The organism is Pseudomonas abietaniphila (genome assembly GCF_039697315.1).
GTDB lineage: Bacteria > Pseudomonadota > Gammaproteobacteria > Pseudomonadales > Pseudomonadaceae > Aquipseudomonas > Aquipseudomonas abietaniphila_B.
Window position 1 is genome coordinate 2,866,429 of the sequence record NZ_CP155619.1, and the last position, 17,584, is coordinate 2,884,012.

Here is a 17,584-nt window from a genome sequence, read left to right on the forward strand (position 1 = left end):
GGCATGATCACCGTTGAAAAACTGACCAAGGAATTCAAGGGCAACCAGGTCCTCAAGGGCATCGATCTGAAAGTGGAGCCCGGCGAAGTGGTCGCCATCATCGGCCCCAGCGGATCGGGCAAGACGACCTTTCTGCGCTGCCTCAATTACCTGGAACAACCCACCAGCGGCACCATCGTCGTGGGTGACATCAAGATCGACGGCAGCCGCCCGCTAAGTCAGCAGCAAGGCCTCATTCGCCAACTGCGCCAGCACGTGGGCTTCGTGTTCCAGAACTTCAACCTGTTCCCCCATCGCACTGCGCTTGAAAACGTCATCGAAGGGCCGATCGTGGTCAAGAAGATGCCCCGCGAGCAGGCAGTCGAGCTTGGGCGCACCTTGTTGGCCAAGGTCGGTCTGGCGGGCAAGGAAGATGCGTACCCGCGTCGTCTCTCCGGCGGGCAGCAACAGCGTGTGGCCATCGCAAGAGCCCTGGCGATGGAGCCTGAAGTGATTCTGTTCGACGAGCCCACCTCGGCGCTGGACCCGGAGCTGGTGGGCGAAGTGCTCAGTGCTATTCGGGCGTTGGCCGAGGAAAACCGCACGATGGTCATCGTCACGCACGAAATGAGCTTCGCGCGCGACGTCGCTAACCGGGTGGTCTTCATCGACAAAGGCGTCATCGTCGAACAGGGCGAGGCCAAAGCGTTGTTTGCGAACCCGAAAGAAGAACGAACCCGGCAGTTTCTGGAACGCAGCAGGAATTAGTCCTACATCACACGTATAAAAAGACGGCGCTATCAAGCGCCGTTTTCTTTGCCCACAATATTTAGAAAACTATCCACTCATCCAAACTCCCTCTGAATACACACCTGCCACCGCTCGCATCTTATTCAAAACTTTAATGTTGGGCATGGCGAGTAACACCCTCTTCAAAGTTCATGTAACACCCCGCCATTCCATCAGCAACAACGCTGATGAGTGCCATGACGCATATGGGTCCTACATGCCGACAGAGCTGCCCGCTCCGTGTAGGACGGCGTCCCATCACCGCCCACTGATTGACAGGACATTTCCGTAAGAAATGTCCTTTTCTCCAGTTCACAAGCAGTTACGCCTTTTTTATCGTTGACATAAATGCAGCAACACAATTACCTCGATAGCAACTTACATAGCGCTCTTGAACAAATAACAAGCCCGAATTTGGATCCGTTTGTAATGTTTGCCAACACCGTGCATCGGGCGTGTACTAATCGCATCGATTTCAAGTGGCTATTGCGATGACAGACATCGCGGCACGCCTTATTCAGGTTTCACATTCAATGAGTATTCAAAGATGATCCAGACCCCAGTCAGCTACACGCCCATCACGCTTCTGGCCCCCTGCCTGCCTCAGTCGAACAAACAAGGTATCGGTGCTCTGGCAGCGTCCAACCTGTTGGTACATATTAATCCCTATCCCGAAATGGAGTGCGGCGACCTTATCGAGCTGTTCTGGGGAGACTGTTACGTTGCGTCAACACTTCTTACGGCGTCTGACATCGGTCACACATCCGTCCTACATGTGCCGGAGAGTTTCCTGCGAAGCGGGAAGGTAAAGACCTATTACACGGTCACCAAAATAGGCGAGGAGCCCGTGAAATCGCCGTGTCACAAGCTCTGGGTCAAACTGGAGACTCCTGGCGGTCATTTGGTCAGCCCTGACGGCGAGGAGAATCAGGGATTGGCACCGGTGAGGTTTGCAGACGCCACCCTGTGCCTCGGCCTGGCCCCGGAGCAGTTCAAAAAGGGGGTGGATATCATCCTGGAGCCTTATCTGAATATGGAGGTTCATGACGAGATCACTTTGCGCTGGGGTGACATGCGGATGGATTTGCCTGCACTCACTGAGAGCGAGGTGGGCCACGAACTCACCGTTCACGTACCCGCCACTTTAATCAGCGAAGCAGAAGACGACGTGCACCAAGAGATCACCTACTGCGTCATCGATCGTGTGGGCAACAACTCACGATGGGCGCCTGCTCGATCAATCAAGGAGTGTACAGACGACTCGGACATTCCTGACGATTGAGGCACCGCTTCAAACGGCGGCGTCGCGGTTCCGGTGCATGGGCCGCGACTCGCCGCTCGCCGGAAAACGTGTGGCGTTTCACAGACGCGAAGCGGAACGGAAAACTCCCACAACATCGAGCAACTGATCCTACAGATCAGCCCAAGTAGAGGGAAAACAAGGCTGCTAGCCTCGGGAAAACCCTTCAGGAGGCGTTCGTCATGCACCGCAGACCTGTCGTCAAATACGTGATCCTCATGCTGGTTTTCAGTTCATGCCTGGCTTACGCGCAAGCCGCGTGAACGGCCATTGAATCCGTCTTCAGGCTTCTATGCTTATTCCTAAATGGAAGTTTATTTAATTTTTATACACGCTTAGGGTATATACACCGGACCACCGGACCATCGTTAGTTTGTCTGCCGCCATTGCGGTTTTGATTCGAGGTTCGAATGGTCAAGCACCCCTATCCCCGTGCTCTCGCTCGCGCAGGTCACCATCATGACTGAACTGAGCGCCCTGTCTGTCCAGCACACCCTGGACATTGCTCCTCCACTGCTACCCGCTACCGTTCTGCGTAACGATGCCGAAGCGCTTGCCGCCGCGCAGGAACTCGCCGCCCTCGTGCGCGTGAATGCCGCGACGCGCGATCGCGAACGGCAGCTGCCGTGGGCCGAAATCGAGCGGTTTACCCGCAGCGGCCTGGGCAGCATTTCGATCCCGCGCGCCTACGGCGGTCCGCAGGTATCGTTCGTCACTGTCGCCAAAGTGTTCGCCATTCTCTCAGCGGCGGATCCCGCGGTCGGACAGATCCCGCAGAACCACTTTGGCATTCTCAATTCACTGATCGGCAGTGCCAGCGACGCGCAATTGAAGGTGCTGTTCGAGAGCGTTCTCAACGGCGCGCGCATTGGCAATGGCGGCCCGGAACGCGGCACCAAAAACACCCTTGATGTGAAAACCCGCCTCACCGCCGACGGTGATCACTTTTTGCTCAACGGCCGGAAATTCTACTCAACCGGCGCACTCTTCGCGCATTGGGTCGCGGTCAAGGCAATCAACGACGACGGCAATCAGGTCTTGGTCTTCGTGCCGCGTGGCACGCCTGGCTTGCACATCATCGATGACTGGTCAGGATTCGGCCAACGCACCACGGCCAGCGGCAGCGTGCTGCTGGAAAACGTGCGCGTGAGCAGTGACCAGGTCGTTGAAAACTGGAAACTCGGCCTGTCACCCAACATTCAGGGCGCAGTTTCCCAGCTGATTCAGGCGGCCATCGACGCAGGGATTGCCCGGGAAGCCATCGACGAAACCGTCCGCTTCGTCCGCGAACGCGCTCGTCCGTGGATCGAGGCCAACGTCGAACGCGCCAGCGATGACCCTTATGTGATTGCTGACATCGGCAAGCTGAAGCTGGAGCTGCACGCCGCCGAGGCATTGCTGCATAAGGCCGGTCGTGTGCTGGACGAAATCGCTGCAGCGCCTATCGATGCGCAGTCGGCAGCGCGTGCATCTATCGTGGTGGCCGAGGCCAAGGTGTTGACCACCGACATCGCTTTGCACGCCAGCGAGAAGCTGTTCGAACTGTCTGGCAGTCGGGCCACCCTCGCCGAATTCAATCTTGATCGCCACTGGCGCAATGCGCGGGTTCATACCCTTCACGACCCCGTGCGCTGGAAGGTCCACGCCGTCGGCGCCTGGCACCTCAACGGCACTCTGCCTGCCCGTCACTCCTGGATCTGACCAGACCACTGGAAACACACTTATGAGCATTCAAACCATGCCGCGTGACACACAGGCGGCCACCGCAATCGCGGTCATTCGGGACGACGTCGAAGCCTTGGCTGTCGCCCGGTCGCAGGCCGAACAGTTCAAACAACACAGTGCAGTGCGTGATCGCGAACGTCGACTGCCACACCTCGAACTGGAGCAGTTTTCCCGCTCGGGCCTGTGGGGCATCAGCGTACCGAAAGCCTTCGGTGGCGCAGGCGTTTCCAGCGTCACGCTGGCCGAAGTCATTCGTCTCATCTCGGCAGCTGACGGCTCGCTGGGACAGATCCCACAGAATCATTTTTATGCCCTCGAAGTGCTGCGCGTGAACGGCAGGCCCGAGCAACAAAAACGCCTCTACGCCGAGGTGCTCGCGGGCCAGCGATTCGGCAACGCATTGGCTGAACTGGGCACCAAGACCGCCCATGACCGCACCACACGCCTGAGCCGTGACGGTAAAGGCTGGCGCATCAACGGGCGCAAGTTCTACTCAACCGGCGCGCTGTATGCCCAGCGTATTCCGACGTCCGTGATCGACGAGGACGGCATTCAACAACTGGCGTTCGTCCCGGCCAACGCGGAGGGGCTGAACGTGGTCGACGACTGGAGTGGTTTCGGTCAACGCACCACCGGCAGCGGCTCAGTGGTGTTCGATAACGTCTACGTAAACGCCGAGGACGTGGTCCCCTTTCAAACGGCCTTCGAGCGTCCGACGACGGTCGGCCCGCTGGCCCAGATTCTTCATGCGGCCATCGACACCGGCATCGCTCGCGCAGCCTACGAAGACGCATTGCATTTCGTGCGCACACGTACTCGGCCGTGGATCGATTCCGGCATCGAAAAAGCCGTTGATGATCCCCTGACGCTGCACAGCTTTGGCAAGCTCGCCATTCGCCTGCACGCGGCCGAAGCGTTGCTTGAGCGCGCAGGTGAATACCTGGATCGCGCCCAGGTCGAGACCACGGCGAACAACCTGGCCGAAGCCTCGATTGCGGTCGCCGAAGCCCGTGCCATCAGCACGGATATCTCACTAGCCGCCAGCAGCACGCTGTTCGAACTGGCTGGCTCACAGGCGACGCTGGCCGAACACGGCCTGGACCGCCACTGGCGCAATGCACGGGTGCACACGTTGCACGACCCCGTACGCTGGAAGTACCACGCCATCGGCAATTTCTACCTCAACGACGTCAACCCGCCGCGCCGGGGAACGATCTGATGAGCCAGAAAAAAATCCTGCTCAATGCGTTCAACATGAACTGCATCGGCCACATCAATCACGGCTTCTGGACGCATCCGCGAGACACCTCGACCCAGTACAAGACGGTCGAGTACTGGACGAGTCTGGCGCAACTGCTTGAGCGCGGTTTATTCGACGGGCTGTTCATCGCCGACATCGTCGGTGTTTACGACGTCTATCAACAGTCGGTCGATGTCCCGCTGCGAGAGTCGATTCAACTGCCGGTCAATGACCCGCTGCTGCTGGTGTCGGCCATGGCGGCGGTCACGAAAAACCTCGGGTTCGGACTGACCGCCAACCTCACGTACGAAGCGCCCTATCTGTTCGCCCGACGCATGTCGACGCTGGATCACCTCACGCGCGGCCGCGTGGGCTGGAACATTGTCACCGGTTATCTGGACAGCGCCGCCAAGGCCATGGGCCTCAAGGAACAGATTGAGCACTACCGCCGATACGATCAGGCGGATGAATACCTGGAGGTGCTCTACAAGCTCTGGGAGGGCAGCTGGGAAGACGATGCGGTGATCGAGGACCGCCAGGCCCGCGTGTATGCCCAACCCGAGAAAGTGCATTACGTGCGCCATAGCGGCGAGTTTTACCAGGTCGAGGGCTATCACCTGTGCGAACCCTCCCCACAACGCACGCCGGTGTTGTTCCAGGCCGGCAGCTCCGACCGGGGCTTGCAGTTCGCGGGCAATAACGCCGAATGCGTGTTCATCAGCGGACAGAACAAACCCGCGACCCGCGAGCAGGTGGACAAGGTCCGCGCCAGCGCTGTCGCGGCGGGTCGCAACCCGGATGACATCAAGGTGTTCATGGGCCTGAACGTCATCGTCGGCCCCACCGAGCAAGCGGCTCGCGCCAAACACGCGGAGTACCTGAAGTACGCCAGCGCCGAGGCCGGGCTGGCGCACTTTTCGGCGTCGACCGGAATCGACTTCGCCGACTATGAACTCGACGAACCCATTCAGCACGTCAAAGGCAACGCGATTCAATCGGCGACGAAAATCCTCAAAAACAACGACTGGACACGGCAGAAACTGCTCGATCAGCACGCACTGGGCGGTCGTTACATCACCGTCATCGGTTCGCCCGAACAGGTCGCCGACGAGCTGGAGTCCTGGATTGCCGAAACCGGCTTGGACGGCTTCAACCTGACCCGGATCGTCACGCCCGAGAGCTACGAAGATTTCATCGATCTTGTGATTCCCGAGTTGCAGAAGCGCGGGTCGTACAAGACCGCGTACGAGCACGGAACGTTGCGCGAGAAGTTGTTCGCCGAGGGCGGACCGAAGCTGCCGGAGCGACACACGGGGGCGCGGTTCAGGAGTGCGAACACGCTCGACGATAAGCCAGCGATTTAACGACGATCAATAAACCTGTGGGAGCGAATTCATTCGCGAGACACGAGGTCAGGCGATGCATGTGGGTCGCCTGACGAATTCTTCGCGAATGAATTCGCTCCCACAGAGATCGTGTCAATTCACAGCATTCAAACCAGACACTGACACCGGATAACAACTCATGAGCAAAACGCTTCTAACCCTGGCCCTCTCCCTCGGCCTGTTCACCAGCCTCGCACACGCCGCCGACCAACCGCTGAAAGTCGGCACCACCGCCGCTTTCGCCATTCCGCTGGAAGCCGCCGTGGCCGAGGCTGACAAGCAAGGCCTGAAGGTCGAACTGGTGGAGTTCACCGACTGGATCGCACCCAACGTCAGCCTCAATGCGGGCGACATTGATGTGAATTACTTCCAGCACATTCCGTTTCTGGAAAACGCCAAGGCCGCCTCGGGCTTCGATCTCGTTCCTTATGCGCCTGGCATCATCAACAACGTCGGGCTGTACTCGAAGAAGTACAAAAGCTTCGATGAATTGCCGACCGGCGCCAGCGTGGCCATCGCCAACGACCCGATCAACAGCGGGCGGGGTCTGCAGCTGCTCGCCAAGGCGGGCCTGATCACCCTCAAACCCGGCGTGGGCTACAAGGCGACCGAAGACGACATCACCAGTAACCCGAAAAAGCTCAAACTGATTCAGGTCGAAGCCGTGCAACTGGTGCGTGCCTATGACGACGCCGACCTGGTCCAGGGCTACCCCGCCTACATCCGCCTGGCGAAAACCTTCGACGCCGGCTCGGCGATTCTCTTTGACGGCCTTGATCACCCTGAATACGTCATCCAGTTCGTGATCAAGCCAGACCACAAGAACGACCCGCGTCTGGCCAAATTCATCGACATCTACCAACACTCGCCGGTGGTGCGCGCTTCGCTGGACAAGGTGAACGGCTCGCTGTATCAGGTCGGCTGGAAGAACTGACATGACCGCGACCGCGCACCATTCACTGCCGCGAGAGCCCGCTGCTGCTCCTGCGGCTGAGCGAACCGAGCTTTTCCCCGAGAAAGCGCACGCCCACGTGCGCTTCAGCCAGCTGGGCAAAATCTACGAAGGGCAACAAGGCCCGGTCGCGGCCCTTCAAGGCATCGATCTGGATGTCCAGCGTGGCGAAATATTCGGGATTATCGGACGCAGCGGCGCTGGCAAATCGTCGCTGATTCGCACCATCAACCGCCTGGAACAACCCAGCAGCGGGCGGGTGCTGATCGATCAGGTCGACATCGCTGCCTTCAACGAAGACAAGCTGGTGGAACTGCGCAGAAGGATCGGCATGATCTTTCAGCACTTCAACCTGATGTCGGCCAAGACGGTCTGGAAGAACGTCGAGCTGCCCTTGAAAGTGGCAGGCGTTCCCAAAGAGCAACGTCGGCGCAAGGTCGCTGAACTGTTGGAACTGGTGGGTTTGCAGGACAAACACAACACCTATCCCGCGCAGTTGTCCGGCGGTCAGAAGCAGCGCGTCGGCATCGCCCGCGCGCTGGTGCACGACCCGGCGATTCTGCTGTGCGATGAGGCGACCTCCGCGCTCGACCCGGAAACCACGCAGTCAATTCTTTCGTTGTTGCGTGAAATCAATCAGCGACTGGGCCTGACGATCATTTTGATCACCCACGAGATGGCCGTGATCCGGGAAATCTGTGACCGCGTGGTGGTGCTTGAGCGCGGCCAGATCGTCGAACAAGGTCCGGTCTGGCAAGTGTTCGGCGATCCTCGACATGAGGTAAGCAAAACCCTGCTGGCGCCGTTGCAACACGCGCTGCCCGAGGACATTCAGGCGCGCTTGCTGCCGCAGCCCGCTGACAAACATTCCAGCGTCGTGCTCGACCTGCAGTTCACCGGGAGCACGGCTCACGAGCCCGATTTGTCTGCGCTGTTCGGCGCATTCGGCGGGCGCGTGAGCCTGTTGCACGGCGGCGTAGAGCGCATTCAAGGGCGTGCGCTGGGGCACCTTTTGCTCGCCATCAGCCATTCGCCGTTGTCCGTAGAAGAACTGCTCATCCGCGCCCGCAAACAGGCGCAACACGCACAGGTACTGGGTTATGTGGCTTGATCGTTTGTGGCAAGGGGTGATCGACACGTTCTTGATGGTCGGCGTGTCGTCGTTGATCGCGCTGATTCTGGGCATCCCGCTGGCCGTGATTCTGGTCACCAGCGGCAAGGGCGGGATTTTCGAAGCCCCTAACGTCAACCGCGTGCTGGGGGCGTTCGTCAATATCTTCCGCTCGGTGCCGTTTCTGATTCTGATGGTCGCGCTGATCCCGTTCACCCGGCTGATCGTCGGCACGACGTACGGGGTCTGGGCCGCCGTCGTCCCGCTGACCATTGCCGCCACGCCGTTCTTCGCGCGCATCGCCGAAGTCAGCCTGCGGGAAGTGGACCACGGCCTGATCGAAGCCGCGCAAGCCATGGGCTGCCGCCGCTGGCACATTGTCTGGCACGTGCTGTTGCCCGAAGCGCTGCCGGGCATTGTCGGCGGCTTCACCATCACCCTGGTGACCATGATCAACTCTTCGGCCATGGCAGGCGCCATCGGCGCAGGCGGCCTCGGCGACATCGCCTACCGCTACGGCTATCAGCGTTTCGACACGCAAGTGATGCTCACCGTTATCGTGCTGCTGGTCGTGCTGGTGGCGGTCATTCAACTCGGCGGGGACAGGCTGGCGGTACGGTTGAACAAGCGGTGATTGTGTAGGACTCGTCAGCTCGCGAAGTAGGACCGCTCCGTTTCGCTCCGAAGCAAAAAAGAGTGACATTAAACCCGCTAGTCTCGTGCCACTTTTACTTGGTTTGGAGACTGAGAGATGGACGAGAAGGACCTATCTGAGGCTGTTTTCAGCGAGTTTCACCAACTGCGATTCAAAGGTGTCGATCTAGGCTCACCGAGCTTGGTGAGGTTCAACCTCCAGAGCTCGATGATGACCTCCTGTACGGCTACTTTGATATTGCCTCCACAATCCTGGGCAAATGGAGGCCCCGGGCTCGAAGTTATTAGCGGGATGCGCAGTGCAAAAACTACGCTTCCGGACACTACATTCGAAACGCTCTGGAATTGCACGAAAGAACACTATGGGCTTACCGTGGCTACGGCAATAGTCTCCACTGCGGGCATCCCGATCAGCAAAACCGCGGTCGGGGCGTGGGTCCACACCGGTTCGAGCAAAACGACCAATATCGCCAGCCTGGTCGGTATGCGATTTTTTCCACGCACTCTCATCAGGCAACCCACAGTCGCCAGAATGGCCAAAGCCACTTTTGGCACGGTAAGAGTCTTCGGTGTCATTGGAAGAGGAATTCCTTTCGTAGCGGCCGGACTAGCGATGTTTGATCTGGTGAGCGTAGGACTATGTGCGTATGAGGCTAAAAATGGACGCTGAAGCAAATCGAGACGAGCTGGCTCAACAGATCATCGAACTCTTCGTGTCGATCATTGGCTTCATTCCACGCGAAGCGGTATCGGCTCATACCAACTTCATCAAAGATTTCGACATCATAGATGACGACATCACCTGCTTCATGATGCAGGTGAAGTGGCGCTATAAGCTGAACCCACGCCCCGCAGATTGGGAACAAATCGAAACCATCAATGAGGTCGTCGATCTGGTTATTGGTAAACGCTGAACATTACTCATTGCCCCCGATCTGGCCCGCAGCGGCAGTAAAACCAGCACCCTTGGTCGTTACAGCCAAACCGCGTTGACCGAATCTGCTGCCGCTTCGCGCCAGATCGCGGGACAAGCCACGCTCCTACGCCCTCCGGGCAGAAGCGGGATCGCGGCCAACCCCACGTCTTCCGAGCTGAAGCGGAACTGCGACATGACGCCAGGCTTTTGATTCTGCCGAAGGCGTAGGAGCGTGGCTTGCCCCGCGATCTGGCGCGCAGCGGCAGTAAACCCAGCACCCTTGGTCGTTACTGGCAAACTGCGTTGACCGAATCTTCTGCCGCTGCGCGCCAGATCGCGGGCAAGGTGGAGCGCCACCCCGGTCGCTCCTACACCCTTCGGGCAGAAGCAGGATCGCGGCCAACCCCACTCCCTCCGGATAGAAGCAGGGCCGCTGTAGACGCCGGATTTTTTATCTGACGATATGCCGTCTGATTTGATTCTGGCCGCAGGCCGTAGGAGCGTGGCTTGTCCCGCGATCTGGCGCGAAGCGGCAGTAAAACCAGCCCCCTTGATCGTTCAGGCAAACCGCATTGACCCAATCTGCTGCCGCTGCGCAGCAGATCGCGGGATGCGGCCCAGAGACAAGCCACGCTCCTACATCTTCCGGGCAGACGCAGGATCGCGGTTGACCCCACGGCCTCCGGGCAAAAGCGGAATCGGAGGTTTTCCCCTGAGCAATTGCCCAAAACCTGAGCAAGGGTATATTGGCGGCTTCTCCCGCTCAGAATGCGCATCAATGAAACTCGACCCGCAGGACCTCGCCCAGATCACCACCACCACGCTGGGCAATTACAACGCTGTCGCCGAGGGCTTCCGCGAAGGGACGCGGGATCACGACGTCAGTCAGAACATCAATGCGCTGCTGCGCAATATTCAGGGCCAAGCGCCCTTTCAGATTCTGGATTTCGGGTGCGGCCCAGGCCGGGACTTGCAGACGCTCACGGCCATGGGACACATCGCCACCGGGCTGGACGGCTCGGAGCGTTTCGCCGAGATGGCCCGCGCGGACAGCGGGTGCGAGGTGTTGCATCAGAATTTTCTGGAACTCGACTTGCCGGCCGAACGTTTCGACGGCATCTTTGCCAACGCCTCGCTGTTTCATGTCCCGCGTCAGGAACTCCCGCGTGTACTGCGCGAGTTGCGAGCCGCATTGAAGCCCGGCGGCGTGTTATTCAGTTCCAATCCGCGTGGCGATAATCAGGAAGGCTGGAAGGGGGAACGCTATGGCTCCTTTCACGACCTCGAATCATGGACCGCCCTGCTCACCGACGCAGGATTTGTCGAAGTGGAACACTACTACCGGCCTGCAGGACTGCCCCGAGATCAACAGCCGTGGCTGGCCAGTGTGTGGCGCAAAGCCTGAGCCCGCCAGGGGTTATCAACGCTGAAGAAGCGCCGCATCCTTCATAACCTGATGCGATTGCGCTGACTTCAAAGAAGTCTAACCAGTGTCAAAAGTGACAGTATCTCGGCGTACAGCTTGATTTTATTCTCATCGTTCTATTCAACGAACGAACACATAAAACGAGCGAAACTCATGGACACTCTCATCAGAAATGGAAATTTCATTAATGCAAAGCTGCCGCCTTGGCAGTCACAACCAGAAGACCCGCCGTCTCCGCCGGAATACATCGGCCAGGGCGATGGCTACAGTATCGTGCTGCCAGAGGGGCTTGGCATCATCCAGTCCTTCTCGTACAAGCCGTTGCCCCTGCGGGTTACGTTTAAGGTCAAATCGCCCGCCAACGCCGAAGACCCCGTTGTCCTGTACGTAATCGGCATTGTTTGGCAGAACACGGAGGGCGGACTGGATCCGACGTTCGACGGTGCACTTCTCTACACGACCGCGCAGTGGGTGACACAGGAAGTCAACTTTCGCGCGGTACCCGAGAAGAACATCGCATCTATCGCCTTTAGGGCAGCCTCACCAGCTGAGCATCTATTGAACGCCCAAGAACAGAACCCAACCTTTGGTCCCGTTGAGTTTGCAGACTTCCAAGTTGTCTACGCGCCTGAAAAATAGCCGCAACGGCTGACGTATGCACGGGCCCACTGGGCCCGCTCTACCGTTCACTCCGCCGCAGGCTGCGCACCTGACTCACCCTCTTCTTCCGTGCGCTTCTGCTTCTCGGCCTCAGCCTTCTCGCGCTGCTCCTGGGTCGGCTCTTTGATCTTGTACCAGGCGACGTACAGCGCTGGCAGGAACAGCAACGTCAGCAGCGTGGCGATGATGATCCCGCCGATCATGGCGTAGGCCATCGGGCCCCAGAACACTTCTCTGGCAATCGGGATCATGCCCAGGCTCGCTGCCGCAGCCGTGAGGAGAATCGGCCGACGGCGATGTTCGGTGGCTTCAGCCACGGCGTCCCAAGGCAGATACCCCGCCACTTCGTACTCGTGAATCTGCGTCACCAGAATCACCGAGTTGCGGATGATGATGCCGATCAGCGCGAGGATGCCGAGAATCGCCACGAAGCCCATGGGCGTTCCGGTCGGCACCAGCGCCAGCACGACGCCGATCAAGCCGAGCGGCGCGACGCTGGCGACGAGGAACATCTTCTGCACGCTGTGCAGCTGGATCATCAGGAACGTCGCCATCAAGAAGATCATCAACGGCACGACCTTGGCGATCGGGCCTTGGGCCTTGCCGCTTTCTTCCACCGTGCCGCCGGTGGCGACCTTGTAGCCAACCGGCAGGCCGGCGGCGAACTTGTCGATTTCCGGCTTCAACTGTTTGACCAGATCGGTCGGTTGAATCTCGTCCTGCACCGCCGCCTTGAGGGTGATCGTCGGTTTGCGGTCCCGTCGCCAGACCAGCGGCTGCTCCAGCTCATAGCGCACATTGGCAAACGCCAGCAGCGGAATCGAAGCGCCGTTTTGCGTCACGATTTGCAGGTTCTGCAGGGTTTCCGGCGAGCCCCGCTCGGCATCCACGGCACGGCCGACAACGTTGATCAGGTAAATGTCATCGCGCACCTGGGTCACGTTGGCCCCGGTGACGATGCTGTTCATCAGTTGCGCCACATCTTCCGACGACAACCCGAGCTGCCGGGCCTTGTCCTGGTTGATGTCGATGCGCAGGACCTTGCCGGGCTCGTTCCAGTCGTAAATCATCTCGCCGATGTGCTGATTCTGATCGAGCAATGTGGCCAGCTCGATGGCGTGCTGGCGCACCTTGTCGATGTCGTCACCACTGACGCGGTATTGAATCGGCCGCCCCACCGGTGGACCCATTTCCAAGGGTTGCAGGTAGGCGCTGATGCCGACGAAATCCTCACGCAGCCGCTTTCTCAAGCGGTCGATCAGCGCACCCCGCTCCTCAAGCCCTTTGCTGACGATCACCAACTGCGCGTAGTAGGGGTTTTCCAGTTGCTGGTCCAGTGGCAGGTAGAAACGCACCGCCCCCTGACCGATGTAAGTGCTCCAGCGAACGATGTCCGGGTCGTCTTTGATCGCCGCCTCCAGCTTGTCCACCGCCTTGCGGGTCTCGTTGATCGAGGCGTTCTGCGGCAGGTTGAGGTCGAGCAGGATCTCCGGACGGTCTGAAGACGGGAAGAACTGGTTCTGGACGAAGCGCATGCAGAACAACGACACCGCAAACAGCGCAATGGTAATGCCGATCGCCAGCCAGCGATGACGCATGGCCCAGAACATGGAGCCGTTGAAGGCGCGGGCGATACGTCCTGGGGGCTTCTGTTCGTGCTTTTTGATCTTGTCGCTGAGGATATGCACGCCGATTACAGGCGCGAACAACACCGCCACCACCCACGACACCAGCATCGCCACGGCAATCACCGCAAACAGCGTGAAGGTGTATTCCCCCGCCGAGCTGGCGTTGAGACCGATCGGCACGAAACCCGCCACCGTCACCAGCGTACCGGTCAGCATCGGAAAGGCCGTCGAGGTGTAGGCAAAGGTCGCGGCCTGTTCTTTGGTGTCGCCCAGCTCCAGGCGCGAAACCATCATCTCCACCGTGATCATCGCGTCGTCCACCAAAAGACCGAGCGCGATGATCAAGGCGCCCAGCGAGATCCGCTGCATGGTGATGCCGCTGTATTCCATGAACACGAAGACCATCGCCAGCACCAGCGGAATCGAACAGGCAACCACCAACCCGGCGCGCACACCCAGGCTGATGAAGCTGACGACCAGCACAATGATCACGGCCTCGAACAACGCGCTGGTAAAGCCGCCCACGGCCTTCTCGACCACTTGCGCCTGATCCGAGACGTTGTGCACGCCCACGCCGACGGGCAGGTCCGCCGTGGCCTGATCCATCCGTGCGTGCAGGTCCTTACCGAACGCCTGGACGTTGCCGCCCTTCTTCATCGCAATGGCCAGACCGATCGCGGTTTTGCCATTGAAACGGAACTCCGGTTTCGCCGGATCGACATAGCCGCGACTGATTTCGGCAATGTCGCTGAGCCGGTAGAAGCGATCGTTAAGCCGCAGGTTGACAGTCTCAAGGTCTTTTTCAGACTGGAATTGCCCGGAGGTTCGCACGGAAATCCGCTCGGGTCCGGCCTCGATCACACCTGCAGGCGTCACCGCGTTCTGCGACTGAAGGCTTTGCACGACCTGGCGTTGATCCAGCCCCAGTGCCGCCAGTTTGCGGGTGGAGAAATTCAGGTAAATCACTTCGTCCTGCTGGCCGATCATCTGGATCTTGCCCAGCCCCGGCACATCGCGGATTTGCACCCGCACCTGCTCGACGTAGTCACGCAGCTGCCGAAGCGTCAGGCCATCGGCTGTGAACGCGTAGATGGACCCGAATACATCGCCGAACTCGTCGTTGAACGCGGGTCCCTGAATCCCTTGGGGGAACGTGCCGCGAATGTCGTCGATCTTCTTGCGCACCTGATACCAGATGTCCGGGATGGCCTCGGCGCTGGTGGTGTCGCGCAGATAGACGTACACCGTCGATTCCCCCGGCCGCGTGTAACTCTTCACGTAATCGAGGGAATCCAGTTCTTCGAGTTTCTTCTCGATACGGTCGGTGACCTGTTTCAAGGTTTCATCAACCGTAGCGCCCGGCCAGCGGGTCTGGATCACCATGGTCTTGATGGTGAACGAAGGGTCTTCCTCACGCCCCAGGTTCATGTACGAAAACACGCCCATCAGCAGGCCGACGAACATCAGGTACCAGACGAAGGATTGATGCTTGAGCGCCCAATCGGAGAGGTTGAACGTCCCTTTCATCGTGGGCTGTCCTTATCGACTTTGACTTTTTGCCCCGGTTTGAGGCTGTTCACACCGGCGGTGACCACACGCTCGCCGCCCTTGACGCCCGACACAACGAGGGTGTCATCGTCACGGCTGATGACGTTGACGGGGTGCGGCGAGACTGTCTGGTTCTGCATGTCGACGATCCAGACCTGGGTCTTGCCGTCGACCTCCTGCAACACGTTCGCCGGCAGCTCGATGCGCGGCTCGATTGCTGAGCTGAGGGTGACGCTGATGGCCGTGCCCAGACGGAACGCGGCGGGCGTGTCTACCAACGTCAGGCGCGCACGGCGAGTGCGGGTCGAGGCTTCGGCTTGAGGCTCCAGCTCACGCAGTGTCGCAGTAGTGTTGATGTTCGGCTCAAGCTGGCTGGCGACCTTGAACACCACATCCTGCGGCAGTTGCTCGGCCAGTGGCGCGGGCAGGTCGATGACCGCTTCCTTGATGTCCGGCCGCGCCAGCGTCACGACCTGCTGACCGGCGCTGACGACCTGACCCGCTTCGGCTTTCCATTCAGTCACCACGGCGGGGTGATCGGTGCGCAATTCGCTGTAGCTCAACTGGTCCTGAGCCTGTTGAACCGCTGCCTTGGCCTGATTGAAGGATGACTGAGTGGTTTTCAGATCGGTGACCGCGACGTCCAGCGCTGCCTGCGCGCCCACGCCTCGATCAAACAACTCCTGCTGACGTCGGGCGTTGGCCTGCGCGTTGATGTACTGGGCCTCGACGCGCGCCAGGTCGCCTTGGCTGGAGCGCAACTGGTTCTGCAAGTCGGTGGGATCGAGTGTCGCCAGCAGCTGGCCTTTCTCGACCTCGCTGCCGACATCGACGCTGCGCGACGCGATGCGCCCGGACACGCGAAAACCCAGCGTACTTTCGTAGCGCGCTGCGATGTTGCCCGCGAAGCGCCCGAGATTTTCGGTCGCCTGCGGTTTGACCTCCATGTAGAGCACCGGACGCACGGGCTCCGGTGGCGGCTCTTCCTTGCTGCAAGCACCGAGCATCAGGCCGGATAACACCATCAATGACAGGCGCTTCATTGCGAATCCCCCGTCAGGTTGTTGTATGCCACGACCGTTTCCACCTGCATGTCGGGATGCAGCAGCTGACTGCCGGCGACCACCACTTTTTCGCCATTTTTCAGGCCATCGACAACGATCACTTTCCCCGTGAGATACCGCCCGACCGTGACGCCCCTCAAACTGACTTTCTTCTGATCATCGACTACCCACACGGCGGGCTTGCCCAACTGGTCGCCCAGCCCTTTGGTGAGTGCGGACCACGGCAGCTCGACACTCTGTGTCGCCGGGACGGTTAACGCCGCGCTGACCACCGACCCCAGATCCATGCCGTCGGGCAACGAACTCAAGGCGATCTTCACTTGCAAGGTCCCTGTCTGCGCCGAGACAGCGGGCGTCACCTCGCGCACCTTGCCGATAGCCTTGATGGCCGGGTTGTCCAGCAGCGTGACTTCCACGGGCTGATCGGTCGGCGGCTGAACGAACAGGGATTCGTAGACGTTGAACACGGCGTCGCGCTCACCGTCACGGGCCTGGCTGAAGATCGGCATGGTGGCCTGCACCACCTGACCGACCTCCGCCTGCCGCGCAGTAATGATGCCCGGCGCATCGGCGATCAACGAGGTGTATCCCAACTGCTCACGCGCGTTGGCCAACTGGGCCTGAGCAGCCTTGAGCGCACTCTGGCTGCTGCGCAATTGCGCCTGGGCCGAATCGTATTCACTTTTGCTGGTGTAGCCTTTTGGCAGGAGTTTCTGCTGACGGACGAACGCCGCGGCGGTCTGTTTGACACGCGCCTGCTCGGCGGCTTCGGCCGCGATGGCCGAATCGACGCTGGTCTGCAAATCCTTCGGATCAAGCTTGGCGAGCACTTGCTTGGCGGTAATGCGATCACCGACATCGACCATGCGCTGGATGATCTTGCCGCCAACGCGAAACGATAGCTGCGTCTGCACACGCGCCTGAATATCACCGGTCAGCGCGACAGCAGCGGCGAACTCGGCGGTTTTGACTTCTTGCACCTGCACACGTGGAAGCGCCGGATCCGCCGGCTTTTCCTTGCCGCAACCCGATAGCAATGTCAGGCACAGACCGAGTCCCAGAACCATCAAGCGTTTATGAAGAACCAAGGGTTGAGCGGGCATGCAAGCTCCTTGTGCCAATGCCGTTGCCTACACCACGCTGCCGAGCGCTGTCATGATGTGATCATGCGACTGTCAGCGTAGATCAGGGTTCCTTGCGCCGCTAA

At 59.6% G+C, this 17,584-nt stretch carries 14 protein-coding genes; 11 read left to right on the top strand and 3 right to left on the bottom strand.

Annotated elements, in window-relative coordinates:
• Positions 1 to 3 precede the first annotated feature (3 nt).
• The 11 genes from tcyN to ABDX87_RS12820 all read left to right on the top strand — a co-directional run bounded on the left by tcyN (position 4) and on the right by ABDX87_RS12820 (position 12,116).
• Positions 4 to 747, top strand: coding sequence for an L-cystine ABC transporter ATP-binding protein TcyN (tcyN, locus tag ABDX87_RS12770; protein WP_346833161.1), 744 nt, complete (start codon positions 4 to 6; stop codon positions 745 to 747).
• Between the two features lie 568 nt (positions 748 to 1,315).
• Entirely contained in the window at positions 1,316 to 2,050 is a 735-nt protein-coding gene (locus ABDX87_RS12775; protein WP_346833162.1) for a hypothetical protein, read from the top strand.
• Between the two features lie 477 nt (positions 2,051 to 2,527).
• Positions 2,528 to 3,769: an SfnB family sulfur acquisition oxidoreductase gene (locus tag ABDX87_RS12780; RefSeq protein WP_346833163.1), complete on the top strand. Its 1,242-nt coding sequence runs from the start codon at positions 2,528 to 2,530 to the stop codon at positions 3,767 to 3,769.
• A 37-nt stretch (positions 3,770 to 3,806) separates the two neighbouring features.
• Positions 3,807 to 5,012 (top strand): SfnB family sulfur acquisition oxidoreductase, encoded by a 1,206-nt coding sequence (locus tag ABDX87_RS12785; RefSeq protein WP_346833503.1) that lies wholly within the window; start codon positions 3,807 to 3,809, stop codon positions 5,010 to 5,012.
• Positions 5,012 to 6,397 carry an LLM class flavin-dependent oxidoreductase gene (locus ABDX87_RS12790; protein WP_346833164.1) on the top strand — a complete coding sequence of 462 codons (1,386 nt, stop codon included), beginning with the start codon at positions 5,012 to 5,014 and terminating at the stop codon, positions 6,395 to 6,397. The genes ABDX87_RS12785 and ABDX87_RS12790 overlap by 1 nt, the downstream gene beginning before the upstream one ends.
• A gap of 160 nt (positions 6,398 to 6,557) precedes the next feature.
• Positions 6,558 to 7,352 carry a MetQ/NlpA family ABC transporter substrate-binding protein gene (locus ABDX87_RS12795; RefSeq protein WP_346833165.1) on the top strand — a complete coding sequence of 265 codons (795 nt, stop codon included), beginning with the start codon at positions 6,558 to 6,560 and terminating at the stop codon, positions 7,350 to 7,352.
• Between the two features lies 1 nt (position 7,353).
• The gene (locus ABDX87_RS12800) at positions 7,354 to 8,481 is read left to right on the top strand and encodes a methionine ABC transporter ATP-binding protein (protein WP_346833166.1); all 1,128 of its coding nucleotides are present in this window, start codon (positions 7,354 to 7,356) and stop codon (positions 8,479 to 8,481) included.
• Positions 8,471 to 9,115, top strand: coding sequence for a methionine ABC transporter permease (locus tag ABDX87_RS12805; protein ID WP_299611118.1), 645 nt, complete (start codon positions 8,471 to 8,473; stop codon positions 9,113 to 9,115). Before ABDX87_RS12800 ends, ABDX87_RS12805 begins: the two co-directional genes overlap by 11 nt.
• A gap of 679 nt (positions 9,116 to 9,794) precedes the next feature.
• Complete coding sequence (locus ABDX87_RS12810; protein WP_346833167.1) at positions 9,795 to 10,049, top strand: acyl carrier protein; 255 nt, start codon at positions 9,795 to 9,797, stop codon at positions 10,047 to 10,049.
• A 780-nt stretch (positions 10,050 to 10,829) separates the two neighbouring features.
• Positions 10,830 to 11,456, top strand: coding sequence for a class I SAM-dependent methyltransferase (locus ABDX87_RS12815; RefSeq protein ID WP_346833168.1), 627 nt, complete (start codon positions 10,830 to 10,832; stop codon positions 11,454 to 11,456).
• A gap of 174 nt (positions 11,457 to 11,630) precedes the next feature.
• On the top strand, positions 11,631 to 12,116 hold the full coding sequence (locus ABDX87_RS12820) for a hypothetical protein (protein ID WP_346833169.1): 486 nt from the start codon (positions 11,631 to 11,633) through the stop codon (positions 12,114 to 12,116).
• Between the two features lie 47 nt (positions 12,117 to 12,163).
• Here the strand turns inward: ABDX87_RS12820 and ABDX87_RS12825 are convergent, their stop codons facing one another.
• From ABDX87_RS12825 to ABDX87_RS12835, 3 genes are read right to left on the bottom strand one after another with little or no spacing between them, the layout of a single operon-like run.
• On the bottom strand, positions 12,164 to 15,292 hold the full coding sequence (locus ABDX87_RS12825) for an efflux RND transporter permease subunit (RefSeq protein ID WP_346833170.1): 3,129 nt from the start codon (positions 15,290 to 15,292) through the stop codon (positions 12,164 to 12,166).
• Positions 15,289 to 16,356: an efflux RND transporter periplasmic adaptor subunit gene (locus tag ABDX87_RS12830; RefSeq protein ID WP_346833171.1), complete on the bottom strand. Its 1,068-nt coding sequence runs from the start codon at positions 16,354 to 16,356 to the stop codon at positions 15,289 to 15,291. The genes ABDX87_RS12825 and ABDX87_RS12830 overlap by 4 nt, the downstream gene beginning before the upstream one ends.
• Positions 16,353 to 17,480 carry an efflux RND transporter periplasmic adaptor subunit gene (locus tag ABDX87_RS12835; RefSeq protein ID WP_431061233.1) on the bottom strand — a complete coding sequence of 376 codons (1,128 nt, stop codon included), beginning with the start codon at positions 17,478 to 17,480 and terminating at the stop codon, positions 16,353 to 16,355. The genes ABDX87_RS12830 and ABDX87_RS12835 overlap by 4 nt, the downstream gene beginning before the upstream one ends.
• Between the last annotated feature and the right edge of the window lie 104 nt (positions 17,481 to 17,584).

Excerpts from the sequence above, each read along its gene's own strand:
- ABDX87_RS12805 (WP_299611118.1), top strand. The coding sequence starts at position 8,471 with ATGTGGCTTGATCGTTTGTGGCAAGGGGTGATCGACACGTTCTTGATG.
- ABDX87_RS12825 (WP_346833170.1), bottom strand. The coding sequence starts at position 15,292 with ATGAAAGGGACGTTCAACCTCTCCGATTGGGCGCTCAAGCATCAATCC.
- ABDX87_RS12820 (WP_346833169.1), top strand. The coding sequence starts at position 11,631 with ATGGACACTCTCATCAGAAATGGAAATTTCATTAATGCAAAGCTGCCG.
- ABDX87_RS12785 (WP_346833503.1), top strand. The coding sequence starts at position 3,807 with ATGCCGCGTGACACACAGGCGGCCACCGCAATCGCGGTCATTCGGGAC.
- ABDX87_RS12780 (WP_346833163.1), top strand. The coding sequence starts at position 2,528 with ATGACTGAACTGAGCGCCCTGTCTGTCCAGCACACCCTGGACATTGCT.
- tcyN (WP_346833161.1), top strand. The coding sequence starts at position 4 with ATGATCACCGTTGAAAAACTGACCAAGGAATTCAAGGGCAACCAGGTC.
- ABDX87_RS12790 (WP_346833164.1), top strand. The coding sequence starts at position 5,012 with ATGAGCCAGAAAAAAATCCTGCTCAATGCGTTCAACATGAACTGCATC.
- ABDX87_RS12830 (WP_346833171.1), bottom strand. The coding sequence starts at position 16,356 with ATGAAGCGCCTGTCATTGATGGTGTTATCCGGCCTGATGCTCGGTGCT.
- ABDX87_RS12815 (WP_346833168.1), top strand. The coding sequence starts at position 10,830 with ATGAAACTCGACCCGCAGGACCTCGCCCAGATCACCACCACCACGCTG.
- ABDX87_RS12835 (WP_431061233.1), bottom strand. The coding sequence starts at position 17,480 with ATGCCCGCTCAACCCTTGGTTCTTCATAAACGCTTGATGGTTCTGGGA.
- ABDX87_RS12775 (WP_346833162.1), top strand. The coding sequence starts at position 1,316 with ATGATCCAGACCCCAGTCAGCTACACGCCCATCACGCTTCTGGCCCCC.
- ABDX87_RS12800 (WP_346833166.1), top strand. The coding sequence starts at position 7,354 with ATGACCGCGACCGCGCACCATTCACTGCCGCGAGAGCCCGCTGCTGCT.
- ABDX87_RS12810 (WP_346833167.1), top strand. The coding sequence starts at position 9,795 with ATGGACGCTGAAGCAAATCGAGACGAGCTGGCTCAACAGATCATCGAA.
- ABDX87_RS12795 (WP_346833165.1), top strand. The coding sequence starts at position 6,558 with ATGAGCAAAACGCTTCTAACCCTGGCCCTCTCCCTCGGCCTGTTCACC.